Raw genomic sequence first — 15914 nt, forward strand, 5'->3', positions numbered from 1 at the left:
GCTCCTTGTTCCGCTCTTGCGGAACCTGTCCCTACACTCCAGCTTTAACGCTCGAACGGGGCGATGCGCGCCTCTGGAAGGTGGACCATGCGCTGGGATGATTTTCGAACCTCATCGAATGTGGAAGACCGGCGCGGCATTCCTGGCGGCGCGGGTGGCCTCGGTATTGGCACCATCGTCGTGCTCGGCCTGATCGGCTGGGCGCTCGGCATCGACCCGCGCCTGCTCATCGGCGGCGCGGAGATGATCGCGAACCAGGGCAGTGGCTACGAGCAGCAGCAGGGCAAGACGGGCACGCCCCAGGACGAAATGGGCCGCTTCGCCGCCGCCATTCTCGGCAATACCGAGGACGTGTGGACGGCGGTGCTGCCGCAGCAGGCGAACCGGCAATACAAGGTGCCGAAACTCGTGCTGTTCTCGGGCGCGACGCGTTCGGGCTGCGGCGCAGCGCAATCCGCCATGGGGCCATTCTATTGCCCGCTTGATCAGACCGTCTATCTCGACCTGTCCTTCTTCCAGGAGATGCAGCGCCGCTTCCGTGCCGGCGGTGACTTCGCCTATGCCTATGTGATCGCCCACGAGGTCGGCCACCACGTGGAGAACCAGCTCGACATCCTGCCGCGCGTCCAGGCCCGTCAACAGGAGGTTGGAGCGACCGAGCGCAATCAGTTGTCCGTGCGCGTTGAACTGATGGCGGACTGCCTCGCCGGCGTCTGGGCAAAGCACTCCAACGAGAAGTGGCAGTCCCTCGAGCAGGGCGACATCGAGGAGGCCATTGCCGCGGCCGAAGCCATCGGCGACGACCGCCTGCAGCGGCAGAGCCAGGGCCAGGTGGTCCCGGATTCCTTCACTCACGGCTCCTCGGAGCAGCGCGTGCGGTGGCTGACGACCGGCCTGAAATCCGGCCAGATCCAGGCCTGCGACACGTTCCGGGCGAGCCGGCTGTAGATGTGCAAGGGCTTCACTGTCGTCCCGGACCGGCTCGGGGACCCGGCCCCGGAACCCATGAATGAGAGCGTTGCTGAATGCAGAACGATCGCTGCTTTCGGCACTCTCCCTGGCAACGGCGGCGCACATGGGTGCCGGGCTCTCGCATAACTCGTTCCGGATCGATGAGGAGTGCGCTTTCGCTGGATCACGTGCCGCAAGAGCATTAAATCAGACTCAACGCGAGAAGATTTCATGCCCGGCATCGACGATACGCTCCCCTTCGTGCCCCTCACCATTGCAGTCCTTACCGTGTCCGACACGCGCTCGCTTGCCGATGACAGGTCGGGCGACACCCTCGTCGACCGGCTGGAGCGCTCCGGTCATCGACTCGGCGAACGTGCCGTCGTGGCGGACGACATCGGCGCCATTCGAGACAAAGTGAAGGGCTGGATCGCCGATCCCGCCATCGACGTGATCATTACCACCGGCGGGACCGGGTTCACGGGCCGGGACGTGACGCCCGAGGCGATCGAGCCGCTGTTCGACAAGCGGATGGACGGCTTCTCGGCCACCTTCCACCGCATCTCCTTCGACAAGATCGGCACCTCGACGATCCAGTCGCGAGCAACGGCGGGCCTGGCCGGCACCACCTTCGTGTTCGTGCTGCCTGGCTCGCCCGGCGCCTGCAAGGATGCGTGGGACGGGATCCTCGCCACCCAGCTCGACTATCGCTACCGGCCGTGCAATTTCGTCGAAATCATGCCGCGCCTCGATGAGCACCTGAAGCGGGCCAAGCTCCAGCCCTGAAGCGCCCTCACCCGAAGACCGGATCGCGCGCGACGGTTGCCGGGAGGTTGATCGGCGCGCCAATGCGCCCGCCCTCCAGCAGAACCCGGCGACGGACGAGATCGCCCGCCCTGACCTCTCGCGGATGCAACAGAGCGCGCAGGCCATCGCGCGCGCCGCGAATCGCCCCCCCGCGGCGGCGGCGCAGGCGTCCGAGGCCCTGCTGGGAAGCGCCAAGGCCGACGAACCGCTCAAGCACCCGGATCCAACCCTCCTGCGGCACGTCTCCATCGTCGAGGCACATGAGCCATTCGTGTCTGGCCTTCCGCGCCCCTTCCCTCCACGGATCGCTTCCGGTCACGACGAGCGTGGCGCCGGACGCGTCCGCCACCCGGTCGATGGCTTCGTCGTGGGTTCTGGCCACGATGACGGCATCGGCCACGAGGCCTGCGGCGACGGCGGGAACCAGGGCGCTCAGGGTGACGGCGAGGGCCTCGGGCCCATGCGTCGAGCGGATGAGGACAGTGATCATCGGGACAGCATAACGTTTTCCAACAGCGCCGTCGCCACGAAGACGTCTCCGAAGACGACTTGATTTTGTTCCTTTTTTGTTCTCTATTTGAGCGACATTCTCATTGCCGGATTCGCTCGAGGCCGCCATGACCATCCGTTTCAGGGAAGCACCCCGCGACCCCGTCCTGTCCAGGCCTGTCACGCGTTCGCCCATCGAGGCTGCGGAAGCGGCGCGACGTCGGATGGACGACCCGGCCTACCGGGTCGAGGCGGAGCGGCGCCGCGGCCGGGGGGCGGCCGCCAATCCGACAGGTCGATATGAGCCTGCCAAGCGCGAAAGCTTCGATGACGGCTGGGATCTGGAGGAGGAGCTGCCCTCGCTTCCCACCGAGGTGATCGTCGAGAAGCCGCGGACCATCATCACCCGCAACGATTCGCCCGATATCGGCTACGACCGTTCGATCAATCCCTATCGCGGATGCGAGCACGGTTGTTCCTATTGCTTCGCCCGGCCGACCCATGCCTATCAGGGCCTGTCCTCGGGTCTCGATTTCGAGACCAAGATCTTCGCCAAGCCGAACGCGCCCGATCTTCTCGAAAAGGAACTGCGCGCTCCCTCCTACGAGCCCAAGGTGATCGCGCTCGGCTCCAACACGGATCCCTACCAGCCCGTGGAGCGGCGGTTCCGCATCACCCGTGGCATCCTGGAGGTGCTGAACCGGGCGAATCACCCGGTCGGGATCGTCACCAAGTCCGCCCTCGTCACCCGCGATATCGACATCCTGGGCAGCATGGCCGACCGGCAGCTCGCCAAGGTGGCGATTTCCATCACCACCCTCGATCCGAAGCTCGCCCGCCGCATGGAGCCTCGAGCCGCCTCACCGGCCAAGCGACTGGAGACGGTCCGCAAGCTCGCCGAGGCCGGCATTCCCGTGACGGTTCTGGTCGCACCGATCATTCCGGCGATCAACGACCACGAGATCGAGGATATTCTCAAGGCGGCCAGGAACGCGGGCGCGCAGGAGGCGGGCTATGTCCTCCTCCGCCTCCCCCATGATCTCAAGGACCTGATGCGCGATTGGCTCTTGGAACACTACCCGGACAAGCTCAACCACGTCTTCTCGCTGCTCCAGGAAGCACGGGGCGGCAAGGATTACGATGCGCAATGGGGCCAGCGGCAGACGGGAATCGGCCCCTACGCGTGGATGGTCGGCCGCCGCTTCGAAACCGCCGCCGAGAGGCTGGGACTCAACCGGCGCTCGTGGAAGCTGCGCACGGACCTGTTTTCGCCGCCGGCGAAAGAGACCGGGCAGCTGTCGCTGTTTTAGCGTCCCCTGTCATCCCGGGGCGCCGCAGTCGAGCGCGGAACCCATAGCTACCAGCGTTGAAGAATGGAAAGCGACGATTGCCGCCGCCTTCCTCATAACGTTCGGCGGTTATGGGTTCCGGGCGTGGTCCTTCGGACCATCCCGGAGTGATACCGAGCCACGCGGAAGACCGGTGCGTGCTTTTCGCATCTGGAGACAAACGGCGTTTGCCGCTTTGATAGCGCCCATGACGGAAGCGATTCGCTTGCCCCAGAAACAGGATATCGGCCTCAAGCGCGAGCGCGCTTTGCGTCGCGCGGGCTTCCGCTGTGTCGCGGGCCTCGACGAGGTCGGGCGTGGTCCGCTGGCCGGACCCGTGGTCGCGGCGGCCGTGGTCCTCGATCTGAAGGACGTGCCTGAGGGCCTCGCCGATTCGAAGGTGCTCACGGCGCAGAAGCGAGAAGCCCTGTTCCCGGAAATCCTGGCGAAGGCTCAGGTGGGCATCGCGTCGGTCTCCCATGCCGAGATAGATCTCATCAATATCCGCCAGGCCTCGCTGCTCGCCATGTGCCGGGCGCTCGCGGCCCTCCCCTGCACGCCCGACATGGCGCTCGTCGACGGCAACGATCCGCCGAAGCTGCCCTGCGCCGTCGAAACCATCGTCCAGGGTGATTCGCAGATCGCCTCCATCGCCGCCGCCTCCATCGTCGCCAAAGTGGTGCGCGACCGGCTGATGATGGCGCTCGGCACGCATTACCCGGCTTATGGATTCGCGACCAATGCCGGCTACAGCACGAGGGCGCATCTTTCCGTGCTGGCGAGCGAGGGTCCCTGCCCCTTCCACCGCCTGAGTTTCGCACCTCTGCGCCAAGGGTTACTCGATCTGTAACCGACGTTAATCGTCGTTAACCCGAAAAAGACAATAATATCAATGGATAGGCAGAATTTGCCGACCTAAAATAGGACGTCTTTTTTCGCGCTTGGAAACTTCGTCTTTACCCTAACGGCCCATGATCCGGACTGTCAGTTGCGTAAACGGTGATCACCCATGGGTACCTCGCGTACCGGGGCCGCCGGCGCCGCCACCCGGATCAGTGTCTCGCGTACCGGGCGGGCTGCGCCGGCGCCTCGGATGGGGCGCAAAGCCTCCCTCTCCGTCCTGCCGTCTCTTCCCCTCAATGAGATTCTTCTCGGCGATTGCATCGCCAATCTCGAGAAGCTTCCGCCAGAGAGCGTGGACGTCGTCTTCGCGGATCCCCCGTACAATCTCCAGCTCGAACAAGCGCTCACGCGCCCGGACCAGAGCCTCGTCGACGCGGTCGATGACGACTGGGACAAGTTCTCGAGCTTTTCCGAGTACGATGCCTTCACCCGCGCCTGGCTTGCCGGCGTGCGCCGCGTCCTAAAGAAGAACGGGACGTTGTGGGTCATCGGCTCCTACCACAACATCTTCAGGGTCGGCGTCGCCCTGCAGGACTTGAACTTCTGGCTTCTCAACGACATCGTCTGGCGCAAGGCCAATCCGATGCCGAACTTCAAGGGGCGCCGCTTCACCAACGCGCACGAGACCATGATCTGGGCCTCGAAGAGCGCCGAGGCGAAGAACTATACCTTCCATTACGATGCGCTGAAGGCCGGCAACGAAGACGTGCAGATGCGCTCGGACTGGTTCATCCCGCTCTGCACGGGCGACGAACGGCTGAAGGGCGAGGACGGTCGGAAAGTGCATCCGACCCAGAAGCCGGAAGCGCTGCTCGCCCGCGTGCTGCTCTCGTCCTCCAATCCCGGCGACGTGGTGCTCGATCCGTTCTTCGGCACAGGCACGACCGGCGCGGTGGCCAGGAAGCTCGGACGCCATTTCATCGGCCTCGAGCGGGACCCGGTCTATGCCAAGGCGGCCCGGGCGCGAATCGATGCGGTGGAGCCGCTTTCCGATGTCGCCATCGCGGCACCGCCGGAAAAGCGCGCCGAGGTGCGGGTTCCGTTCCTGTCCCTGATCGAAGGCGGCCACGTGAAGGCCGGCGAAGTTCTCGTCGACGAGCGCCGCCGCTTCCAGGCGACGGTTCGCGCTGACGGTACGCTGGCGCTCGGCGCCATCGTCGGATCGATCCATAAGGTCGGAGCACTGGTGCAGGGCCTTCCGGCCTGCAACGGCTGGACCTTCTGGAACGTGCAGCGCAACGGCAAGCTCGTCTCCATCGACGACTTTCGCGCGAAGGTGCGGGCGGAACTGGCGGCCTAGAGCATCAGGTCGATCCCTGAGGTCGCATCGTTCGGTGCGGAAAACGCAGGCCGACATTTCCGCACGTTGCGCCAGGGCTTCCCGTCCATCCGTTCGAAAGAATAGGATCCCTCGGCCCATGCCGGGGGATTTCCAGTTTGAAGAGGCCGAGACATGAAGATTGCAGTCCTGTCCGACGTTCACGGCAATGTCCTTGCCTTGGAAGCGGTTCTCGCTGATCTCGACAAACGCGGACCCGATCGCATCGTCAATCTCGGCGACTGCGTCTCGGGGCCCCTCTGGCCACGGGAGACCATGGAGCGGTTGGAGAGGCTCGATGCCATCACCATTCGCGGCAATCACGAGCGTCAGGTGTCATGCCTCGCGGTCGAGGCGATGGGACCGTCGGATGTCTATGCCTACGAAAATCTCGCGGCGCGCCAGATCGCCTGGTTGCGGGACCTGCCTGAAACGGCTTGGGTGACGCCAGGATTGCTCGCCTGCCACGGCACGCCGCAGGACGACAATACCTTCCTCATCGATGCCATCGAATCGGGCCGCCTGGTCCGTGGCCGCATGCGGGACATCGAAGAAAATCTCGGTGACACGTCGGCTGGCATCGTGCTCTGCGGCCACAGCCACCGTCCCGATCTCGTGCGCCTGTCCAACGGCGTCGTGGTCATCAATCCCGGCAGCGTCGGCTGCCCTGCCGTCGACGTTTCGGACGACCCGCCCGTCGTATCCGAATCGGGCACGCCGCATGCGCGCTACGCGATGATCGCTCTGCGCGATGGCGGGCAGGTCGATGTGGAGTTCCTCGCGGTGTCCTACGAGCACGAGAAGGCCGCGGCCCGCGCGGACGCCAATGGCCGCCCCGACTGGGCCATCGGCCTGAGAACGGGCTCGACGCGGCGTTCGACCGCCTGAGGGCCGCCATCGGCACTGGAACGGATCTGCTCCGGAGGGAGGTCTCAGCCTCTCACTCGCACCGGATGAGGACGCTCATCAGCCGTGCCCGCTCCGCGAGATCCGCTGACGGCAGTGCCTGGGTCATCGATCCCTGCTCGATTGCAATGCGATTGCTCTCGAGGAAGGTTGCAGCAAGGGTGCCCTTGATCGCAAAATTCACGTTCTGCGGAATGTCGCCATTTGTGGCAAGCATCACATTCAAGGCGTTCAGCTTCGCGGAGACGATTCCTACCACATTGCCGTTCTGGTCGAACAGCGGACCGCCCGAATTTCCTGGCTGCACCGGGGCAGATATCTGGAGGAACCTGCTGTCGTCGCGCAGCCCTGCAAGGGCCGTGACATTGCCGAGCGTGAAATTCCCCGAACTGGAGAGCAGGGTATTGAGCGGGTAGCCGAACGCTGCAATTCCCTCGCCCAGGCGAATTCCAATACGGAAGGCCGCAATGGCCGAGGGCTTGAGATCAACCTTCAGGAGCGCAAGATCGTTGGTCTTGTCCTGGGCGAGGATTCTGCCTGAGGCGACATCGCCGCTTTCTCCCCTCACGTCGATGGCAGCACATGCGTCCACCACGTGTGCGTTGGTCAGGACATGGCCCTCGGGGGAAACGAAGAATCCGGTGCCGGAAGACGGCCCCTGCCTTTCCGCCCGCTCTTTCGGCGGCTGGGCGGGGGCAGGCGCGGGGTTCGGAGGAGCGACCGGTTCGGACGGCCTCGCGACGGCAACGGATTCACGCGGCGCGGTCATCGTCGGAGGTTCGGTGAAGGCCGCTCCCGTCATCGCCGCCCAGAACGATCCGGAAATGAGTGTGGCCACCCTTTCCATGTGAAGCTGGGTCTCGCTGCTCCTCCAGAGCAAGAGGAACCCGAGAATACCATCACCGTCGCGGTGATAGCGCATGTAGCCGTCCAGTCCGTTCGCCGTGGAGTACGAAATCACGAAGAAGTCGGGCTTGAGGATCCGGAAGTGAATCTGCCCGCCTTCCGCCACGACGTCGTAGGCCGTCCTCCGGTAGTTCGCAGCCAGATCCGCGTTGCGAAAGAAAGAGTAGCTCAGCGATGCGCGCTGCAGGGAATCTTTCCAAATTGTCCCGGCGGCACTGCGCTCCGGGGAGAGCCCCAGGCCGAATGGTACCCAGATCGGGCGGCCGCGCGTGGGATGAGAAACCGAACGGAAGTTCCATGTTTGCAGGAGAGGCAGCGCAAGGTTCAGCAAGTGCTTGAATTGATCGTCATCGACGGCGCCGTTCGCGGAACGGCCATTCTCCCTCTGGAATTGTTGGATCGCGTCGAACAGCCGATTGCTGAAATTGACGTTCGGAACCGCCGGCCAGTAACCGTTCGCCGTCAGGAGCACCTGGAGCTTGATGCGCTCATCGACGCTGAAGCGATCGAATGCCCCTTGAGCTTCCGCAAATCCCTGGGGACGCTGCTGCGCGGAAACGGTCCCGATGATGCTCATCAGGAACACACATACGGCCAGCCAACGCTTCATACCCATCCCAACCCATGACGTCAGGTCGAAAATGACACAGGACGCGCAAGGGAATCCATAGCCGAGTTGAAGTCGCGGTGGCCGGGCGCCGGCCTTCAGCCCTCGTGACACGATCGATCACGGGACCGGAAGCGCTCCGAGTACCCTGGAATTGAAGATTACCCAAAGACTTGTGACGGGCTGCGTCGGACACCCGGGCCGCGCGATGGTCGGAGGCTCCTGCAGCCTCAGCCGAATGCGACCCTGCTATGCCAAAACCGTATAAGACCTTTAGTATCGTTTCATGGATTCTTCTTCTCTCGACACATCCCGGAACGCCCAGGCGGAGCCGTCCTGGGATGACCTCAAGATCTTTCTGGCCGTGGTGGCTCATGGATCGATGAACAGCGCCGGACGGGCTCTCGGCCAGAGCCAGCCGACGATTGCGCGCCGGATCAGGACGCTCGAGGAAACCCTCGGCGTCGATCTTTTCCAGCGCGGCCCCAACAGCCTGATCCTGACGGAGGCCGGACGAGCGGTGCTGGAAGCCGCGTCGCCCATGGCGGAAGCCGCCGGCTCGGTGCCTACGCTCGCTGCTGCCTTTCGCCCCGACCCGTCCGCGCCGGTGCGGCTGACGGCAACCATGTCGGTGACCCTGTTCCTGTCCCACCACGCCGCGAGCCTGGCGCGGGCGACCGCGCCGGTGGAGATCGCCTATCTCCCCATGCGACGGAAGGCCGACCTCGCCGCCGGGGAAGCGGATATCGCCCTGCGCATGCGCACCCTGCCGACGGGGGACGACCTGATGGTGCGCAAGGTCGGGCGGATCGCCTTCGCGGTCTATGCCAGTTCGGAGGATGTCTCTGCGGTGATCGTGCCGCCCGAGGATCCGCACCTGTCGACGCAGGCAGCCCTGATCGCGCGCTATGCCGACGGGCGCCCGATCGCGGCTCGGATCGGCGACGTGCCGATCCGGTATCAGGCCGCGAAGGCGGGCCTCGGGGCGGCCGTCCTGCCCTGCTGGATGGGCGACGCGGATCCCGGTCTCGTGCGGGTCATGGAGCCGCCAGACGAGATGATCGAGGATATCTTCCTCGTGACCCACCGGCGCGGCCGCGACAGGGCGAGCGTCGCCCAGGTCTCGACGGCTCTCGTGGACCTTTTCAAGCGTGAACGGAGGGCCCTGGCCGGCATCCGTCAGGCGGATTGAGCCCGTTTTCCTTTCGGCTGCGGCTTCTTCGGAGCAGCGGCGTCGCCCAGCGCGTCGCCCAGCGCATGGGCGAACACCTTCTTCATCACCCCCGGCAGGGCTTCCGCGTGCAGGTCCCGGCGCGGCGTCCAGCGCATGTCGTCCGGGGACGGCGTGCCCTTGGGCACCTTCGCGAAGAGCACGGTCAGTTCGAGGGGGAAATGCGTGAAGACGTGGCGCACCACGCCGGGGAGGCGCTGCCAGCGCGCGTCGAGGGGCGCGTCGAGCACGGCGCGGGAGGATTCGTAATCAGGGACCCAGGCGCTCGTGGGTGCCTCCGCCATGCCGCCAAGAAGGCCCTGCGGCGGCCGGGTCCTCAAAAGAATGCTGTCGTCGGCACGCAGGACTACGAAGGCTGCGCCGCGCCTGAGCTGCCCGCTCTCCTTCTTCACCTTCCTCGGAAAGGCTTCCTGCAGCCCCTCGGCCCGCGCCCGGCAGGGTGTCATCCACGGGCAGAGGGCGCAGGCGGGACGCTTCGGAGTGCAGATCGTGGCCCCGAGATCCATGAGCGCCTGCGCGAAATCGCCGGGGCGCTCCTCAGGGACGAGATCCTGCGTCAGCGCCCGGATCAGTGGCTTTGCCCGTGGCAGCGGCTCCTCGACCGTGAACAGACGGGAGATGACCCGCTCCACGTTGCCGTCGACGGCGGCGGCCGGCTGGCCGAAGGCGATGGCGGCCACCGCCGCCGCCGTATAGGCGCCGACACCCTTGAGCTTCAGGAGTTCGACCTCGGTCTCGGGAAACCGTCCCTCATGCTTCTCCATCACGGCCTTGGCGCAGGCATGGAGATTGCGGGCGCGGGAATAGTAGCCGAGACCCGCCCAGGCCTGCATCACCGTATCCACGGGAGCTTCCGCAAGCGCGGCGACCGTCGGGAATCGGTCGAGGAATCGCTGGTAGAAGGGTTTGACCGCCGCCACCGTCGTCTGCTGCAGCATGATCTCGGACAGCCAGACCCGGTACGGGTCTGCGGCCTCGCCGGGCCTGGCGCGCCATGGCAGGTCCCGCCGGTGACGGTCGTACCAGGCAAGCAGGTCGGTGGGATCGGGCTTGGTGACGCGCGAGGCGGGCGTTAACATGATCGTGGAATAATGGTCCTGACGGAATATTCCAACGCGGCTTTTGGATCGAAATCAACATGCGCCAGCCGAGGCCCCGGCCCCGACCCCTTGCCGACTTTCTCGACGCGTGTCTCGGTCCGAGCCTTGCGGCGCAAGGCTTTGCCACGTCCGATGTGATCGTCGCGTGGCCCGATATCGTCGGCGAGCGCCTGGCAGGTTTCACACAGCCTCTCAAGATCGAATGGAAGCGGAAGGCTCCCCATGCCGACCCGGAAGCCCGGCCTGATCCCGCGACCCTGGTCGTACGGGTGGAGAGTGCCTTCGCCCTGGAGATGCAGCACCTGGCTCCTGTCGTGATCGACCGGGTCAACACCTATTACGGGTGGCGCTGCATCGGAAAGCTCGTGCTCAAGCAGGGCTCGGTCCGGCGAATCGAGAAGCCGCGCCCGGCTGCGCGGTCCCTGACAGACGCGGACCGCGAGCGCCTCGGCGCCGCGATCCAGCCTATCGAGGAGGAGCGCCTGCGGGCGGCGCTGGACCGGCTTGGCCAGGCAATCGTCGGTTCGGGAGCCACGCGCACGAAAGCGTGACGCGGGAGGCGCTTGCCACGCGGCGCGTCTCCCTCTACCGCAGGACGAAATTTCTCACGGAGCATTTTGCAGATGATCACCCGGCGCCAAACGCTTCAGCTTCTCGGCACCGCCGCGGCGGCGGCCCTCCTCGCCACCAGCCTGCCGCTGCCGGCCCTGGCACAGAACGCCTCGGTTCAGGACCTTGCCGTTGCCGGCCCTCTCGGGGACGTGGCGCTCGGCCCGGCCGATGCCAAGGTAACGATCATCGAATACGCGTCCCTGACCTGCTCCCACTGCGCCCATTTCCACAAGGAGACCTGGCCGGAGCTGAAGAAGCGCTACATCGAAACGGGCAAGGTCCGCTTCATCCTGCGCGAATTCCCCCTCGATCCCTTGGCCACGGCCGGGTTCATGCTCGCCCGCTGTGACGGGAACGACAAATACTACCCCATCACCGACCTGCTCTTCGAGCAGCAGAAGAACTGGGCCTTTGTGGACAAACCGCTGGATGCCCTGCGCCAGATCATGCGCCAGGCGGGTTTTTCACAGGAGAAATTTGACGCTTGCTTGCGGGACCAGAAACTTTATGACGCGGTGAACGCGGTGAAGAACCGGGGTATTGAGCAGTTCAAGGTGGACTCGACCCCGACCTTCTTCATCAATGGTCAGCGTCACCCGGGAAGCATGTCGATCGATGAGCTCGAGCAGATCATCAAGCCCTTGCTGGGAGCCTAAGCTCTCTCCCCCCGCCCCCTCCGGGCGGGATGGAAGGGCGCGTCGATGAAGCTGACGCGCCTGCGCATCGCCGGATTCAAGACCTTCGTCGAGCCGATGGATTTCCTGATCGAGCCGGGCCTGACCGGCGTGGTCGGGCCGAACGGCTGCGGCAAGTCCAATCTCGTCGAGGCGTTGCGATGGGTCATGGGAGAGAACTCCCACAAGAACATGCGCGCCTCGGGAATGGATGATGTCATCTTCTCCGGTTCCGGCGGCCGCCCGGCCCGGAATTCCGCCGAGGTGATGCTCACCATCGACAATGCGGAACGCACGGCGCCAGCCGCCTTCAACGACGCCGACCTTCTGGAAATCTCCCGCAAGATCGAGCGCGAGGAAGGCTCCACCTACCGGATCAACGGCAAGGAGGTGCGCGCCCGCGACGTGCAGATTCTCTTCGCGGACGCGGCGACCGGCGCCCGCTCGCCCGCCCTCGTCCGGCAGGGCCAGATCAGCGAGATCATCGCCGCAAAGCCCCAGGCCCGGCGCCGCATTCTCGAGGACGCGGCCGGAATTGCCGGCCTCCACGCCCGCCGGCACGAAGCGGAGCTGCGGCTGAAGGCTGCCGAGGACAACCTGCTCCGGGTCGAGGATGTGATCCGCGAGTTGGAAAGCCAGGTCGACAGCCTGAAGCGCCAGGGGCGCCAGGCCTCGCGCTACAAGAACCTCTCCACGGAAATCCGCCGCCTCGAAGCGCTCATGTACGCCATTGGCTTTTCCGAGGCCCGGGAGCAGGCGGCAGCGTCCGAGCGGCAGGCGGCCGACGACCTGAAGGCCGTGGCCGACCGTACCGAGGAGCAGACGCGAACCGCGACGGCGCAGGCCATCGCCGCCCATGCGATCCCGCCGCTCCGGGAGGCGGAGGCCAAGGCGGCAGCTGCCCTCCAGCGCCTGACCCATGCCCGTAACGAGCTCGAATCCGAAGAGCGCCGCTCGAAGGAGCGCGTGACGGAACTCGAGCGCCACGTGAGCGACCTCAACCGGGACCTCGCCCGCGAGGCGGCACAGCGCACGGATGCCGAGGCGACCATCGAGCGCCTGCGTGGCGAGGAGGCCGAACTCGCGCTCACCACGGACGGGGCCGACGATATCCGCGCCGAGAGCGAGGAGCGGCTCCGGAGGGCCGAAGCGGATCTGGCGGAGGCCGAGGCGTCCCTGGCCGCCCTGCAGGCTCAGACCTCCGACCTGAACGCCCGCCGTGCTGCGCTGGAGCGGACGATCCGCGAGGAGCTGGAACGGGCCGCCCGGTTCGCTGCCGAGAAGGAGCGCATCGAGCACGACATCGCCGCGCTCGTGGCTCCTTCGGATGACGGCCCCGGGATCGAGACCCTGCGCGAGGAAGCGGCGCTTGCCGAGGAAGCGGCGCAGAATGCCGAAGAGGCGGTCGTCGGCGCCCGCGAGAATCTCGCCGCCGCCCGCGAGGGCGAGAACCGCCTCCGCCAGCCCCTCAACGAGGCCGAGCGCAAGGCGCAGAGGCTGGAGACCGAGGCCCGCACGCTGGCGAAACTCGTCACCTCCGCCACGGGCGATCTCTGGCCCCCGGCCCTCGACCAGATTACGGTGCAGAAAGGCTACGAGACCGCCCTCGGCGCCGCGCTCGGCGACGACCTCGACGCTTCGACCAACCCGTCCGCTCCCGCCCACTGGGCGGAGACCGGCACGGGCGGGAGCGACCCCGCCCTCCCCGAAGGCGTGACGTCCCTGGCGGATCTCTGCCAGGCACCGTCCGCGCTGCAGCGCCGGCTGCGCCAGATCGGCGTCGTCGGCAAGGATGATGGCCTCCGCCTGCGCGGAGTGCTGAAGCCGGGCCAGCGCCTTGTTTCCCAGGAGGGCGATCTCTGGCGCTGGGACGGCTTCACCACCGCGGCGGAAGCACCCTCCCCGGCCGCCCGCCGGCTCGCGGAGAAGAACCGCCTGGGCGACCTGGAGCGGGAGGCCGCTGTCGCCCGCGAGGAGGCCGAGCATCTGCGGCATGAGGCGGAGGAGGCACTGAACGCCGTCCGCACTGCCGCTTCCCATGAAATGCAGGCCATCGAGGCCGCCCGCCAGGCTCGCCAGGCCCTCGACGCCTTCCGCACACGCCTCGCCCACGCGGAGCGGCGTGAGGCGGAACTGGGCCAGCGTCGCTCGGCTCTCCAGGAAGGCCTCTCCCGCCTCACGACCAGCCAGAGCGAAGCCGAGGAGCGCGCCCACGGCGCCGAAGCGGCTCTCGAGGATCTTGCTCCTGCCCCGGATCTGGAAAACCGCCTCCTCGAGGAGCGAACCCGGGTGGCGGAGCGCCGGGCAGCAGCCTCCGAGGCGCGCGCCGCCGTGCAATCCCTCGTCCATGAGGCGGAGCTGCGCCGCCGCCGGCAGGAGGCAATCGCCGCCGATATCCGCCTATGGACGGAGCGCGCCGCCCGCGCCGCCAAGGCCCTGGAGGATCTGGGGGAGCGCCTGGAGCGGTCCCAGGACGAGCACCAGCGGCTCCTGGAGGCGCCCGATACCTACCTCATGCGCCGGCGCGCCCTGATCGCCGAGGTCGAGCAGGCGGAGGCCGCACGCAAGGAAGCCGCCGACCGGCTCGCCGACGCGGAAACTCATCTGGCGGAGACGGACCGCGCCGCCCGCGCCGCCCTCGAGGCCCTTTCCGCCGCCCGCGAAGCGCGCGCGGGGTCGCAGGCGCGGCACGAGGCGGCGATCCAGCGTCTCTCCGAGATCACCCATGCCATCGCCGAGAATCTCGACACGACGCCGGCGGGGCTGATCGAGCTCGCCGGTCTCAAGGAAGGGATCGAGCTCCCGACGCAGGCGGAGATCGAATCGAAGCTTCATTCGCTCAAGGCCGACCGGGAGCGCCTCGGCGCGGTCAACCTGCGTGCCGAGGAGGAACTGACGGAACTCGAGACGAAGCACGGCAGCATCGCCGCCGAGCGGGACGACCTCGTCGAGGCGATCAAGCGCCTGCGCGGCGCCATCGGCAGCCTCAACCGCGAGGGAAGAGAGCGTCTGCTGGCTGCGTTCGACGTGGTGAACAGCCACTTCCAGCGCCTGTTCTCGACTCTGTTCGGCGGTGGCACCGCCGAGCTGACCCTGGTCGATTCGGACGACCCGCTGGAGGCCGGCCTCGAAATCCTCGCGCGCCCGCCGGGCAAGAAGCCGCAGAGCATGACCCTGCTCTCCGGCGGCGAGCAGGCGCTGACCGCCACCGCCCTGATCTTCGCAGTCTTCCTTACCAACCCCTCGCCCATCTGCGTGCTGGACGAGGTCGATGCGCCGCTCGACGATGCCAATGTGGAGCGCTACTGCGACCTTCTCGAGGAGATGGCCCGCAGTACGGAGACCCGGTTCGTGGTGATCACCCACAACCCGATCACCATGGCGCGCATGGATCGTCTGTTCGGCGTGACGATGGCGGAACGGGGCGTCTCGCAGCTGGTTTCCGTCGACCTCCAGAGCGCCGAGCGCATCCTTGAGACAGCGTAAGGGTTTGGGGCGCAGTCATCATTCGGCCCCAGAATCGCGACCGATTTGACGCAAACCTGTTGCCACATCAAGTTTTACCTTTGAAATTCAATAGCTTAACTCTTTCTTGACGGTCCTTGACAGGGGGGACCCTCCCCCATATGTTTCGCGCGGCTTTCGGGGCCGGGATTCCAGACCTTTCCCGCACCGCTTACAAGGAGAACGCCATGGCGGACCCGACGAAGCGGAACGGCGAAAATGGTCAGGAGCCGACCAGTTCCGACGATGCTAACCTGACAGCGAGACTGAAATCTCTCGATGCGCGGATCGACCAAGCGTCCGCACAGCGAGCCAAGACAACAGGATCGCCGTCCCGTTCGAAGTCCGACTCGACCGCTCTCGGCCAGGCCTTCCGGCTTTCGGCGGAGTTCGTGTCCGGCGTCGTGGCAGGCGGGATCGTCGGGTGGCTCGTCGATTATCTGTTCGGAATCTCTCCCTGGGGGCTCATCGTCTGCATCATTCTCGGCTTCTGTGCCGGGATGCTCAATCTCCTGAGAGCGGCGGGCCTCGTAAAGGGCGCCCGATATGATGAGAAACGGTGACGTATCCCAATCCCC

General features: G+C 66.0%; 14 protein-coding genes. 11 read left to right on the forward strand and 3 right to left on the reverse strand.

Translation table 11 applies throughout. The features are described from left to right. The first annotated feature begins 87 nt into the window (after positions 1-87). The gene (gene ypfJ, locus AC522E_RS14315; protein ID WP_500746929.1) at positions 88-948 is read left to right on the forward strand and encodes a KPN_02809 family neutral zinc metallopeptidase; all 861 of its coding nucleotides are present in this window, start codon (positions 88-90) and stop codon (positions 946-948) included. A gap of 234 nt (positions 949-1182) precedes the next feature. Continuing rightward, complete coding sequence (gene moaB, locus AC522E_RS14320) at positions 1183-1737, forward strand: molybdenum cofactor biosynthesis protein B (RefSeq protein ID WP_500746930.1); 555 nt, start codon at positions 1183-1185, stop codon at positions 1735-1737. 7 nt (positions 1738-1744) lie between these two features. Here moaB and AC522E_RS14325 read toward each other — a convergent pair whose 3' ends face one another. Next, on the reverse strand, positions 1745-2248 hold the full coding sequence (locus AC522E_RS14325; RefSeq protein ID WP_500746931.1) for a glycosyltransferase family 2 protein: 504 nt from the start codon (positions 2246-2248) through the stop codon (positions 1745-1747). A 127-nt stretch (positions 2249-2375) separates the two neighbouring features. Here AC522E_RS14325 and AC522E_RS14330 point away from each other — a divergent pair, with 127 nt between their 5' ends. From AC522E_RS14330 to AC522E_RS14345, 4 genes are all read left to right on the forward strand, one after another. Continuing rightward, entirely contained in the window at positions 2376-3557 is a 1182-nt protein-coding gene (locus AC522E_RS14330) for a PA0069 family radical SAM protein (RefSeq protein ID WP_500746932.1), read from the forward strand. Between the two features lie 226 nt (positions 3558-3783). Continuing rightward, positions 3784-4425, forward strand: coding sequence for a ribonuclease HII (rnhB, locus tag AC522E_RS14335; protein WP_500746933.1), 642 nt, complete (start codon positions 3784-3786; stop codon positions 4423-4425). Positions 4426-4584: 159 nt separating this feature from the next. Further along, on the forward strand, positions 4585-5778 hold the full coding sequence (locus AC522E_RS14340; RefSeq protein ID WP_500746934.1) for a site-specific DNA-methyltransferase: 1194 nt from the start codon (positions 4585-4587) through the stop codon (positions 5776-5778). Between the two features lie 153 nt (positions 5779-5931). Then, on the forward strand, positions 5932-6684 hold the full coding sequence (locus AC522E_RS14345; protein WP_500746935.1) for a metallophosphoesterase family protein: 753 nt from the start codon (positions 5932-5934) through the stop codon (positions 6682-6684). A 52-nt stretch (positions 6685-6736) separates the two neighbouring features. On the opposite strand, the gene AC522E_RS14350 is transcribed toward AC522E_RS14345, so the two are convergent. Further along, entirely contained in the window at positions 6737-8218 is a 1482-nt protein-coding gene (locus tag AC522E_RS14350; RefSeq protein WP_500746936.1) for a trypsin-like peptidase domain-containing protein, read from the reverse strand. A 283-nt stretch (positions 8219-8501) separates the two neighbouring features. Between AC522E_RS14350 and AC522E_RS14355 the strand changes: the two genes are divergently transcribed. Beyond that, positions 8502-9407 carry a LysR family transcriptional regulator gene (locus AC522E_RS14355; protein ID WP_500746937.1) on the forward strand — a complete coding sequence of 302 codons (906 nt, stop codon included), beginning with the start codon at positions 8502-8504 and terminating at the stop codon, positions 9405-9407. Here the strand turns inward: AC522E_RS14355 and mutY are convergent. Further along, positions 9395-10525, reverse strand: coding sequence for an A/G-specific adenine glycosylase (gene mutY, locus AC522E_RS14360; protein ID WP_500746938.1), 1131 nt, complete (start codon positions 10523-10525; stop codon positions 9395-9397). The two genes, AC522E_RS14355 and mutY, sit on opposite strands and share 13 nt — an antisense overlap. A 59-nt stretch (positions 10526-10584) precedes the next feature. Between mutY and AC522E_RS14365 the strand changes: the two genes are divergently transcribed. From AC522E_RS14365 to AC522E_RS14380, 4 genes are all read left to right on the forward strand, one after another. Continuing rightward, positions 10585-11097 carry a DUF721 domain-containing protein gene (locus AC522E_RS14365; protein ID WP_500746939.1) on the forward strand — a complete coding sequence of 171 codons (513 nt, stop codon included), beginning with the start codon at positions 10585-10587 and terminating at the stop codon, positions 11095-11097. Positions 11098-11169: 72 nt separating this feature from the next. Further along, positions 11170-11814 carry a DsbA family protein gene (locus AC522E_RS14370; protein ID WP_500746940.1) on the forward strand — a complete coding sequence of 215 codons (645 nt, stop codon included), beginning with the start codon at positions 11170-11172 and terminating at the stop codon, positions 11812-11814. A 45-nt stretch (positions 11815-11859) separates the two neighbouring features. After that, positions 11860-15318, forward strand: a complete 3459-nt coding sequence (smc, locus tag AC522E_RS14375; protein ID WP_500746941.1) for a chromosome segregation protein SMC — start codon at positions 11860-11862, stop codon at positions 15316-15318. A 206-nt stretch (positions 15319-15524) separates the two neighbouring features. Then, the gene (locus AC522E_RS14380; protein ID WP_500746942.1) at positions 15525-15899 is read left to right on the forward strand and encodes an AtpZ/AtpI family protein; all 375 of its coding nucleotides are present in this window, start codon (positions 15525-15527) and stop codon (positions 15897-15899) included. The last annotated feature ends 15 nt before the right edge of the window (positions 15900-15914 follow it).

The sequence above is a fragment of the Microvirga sp. BF8 genome (assembly GCF_059888585.1).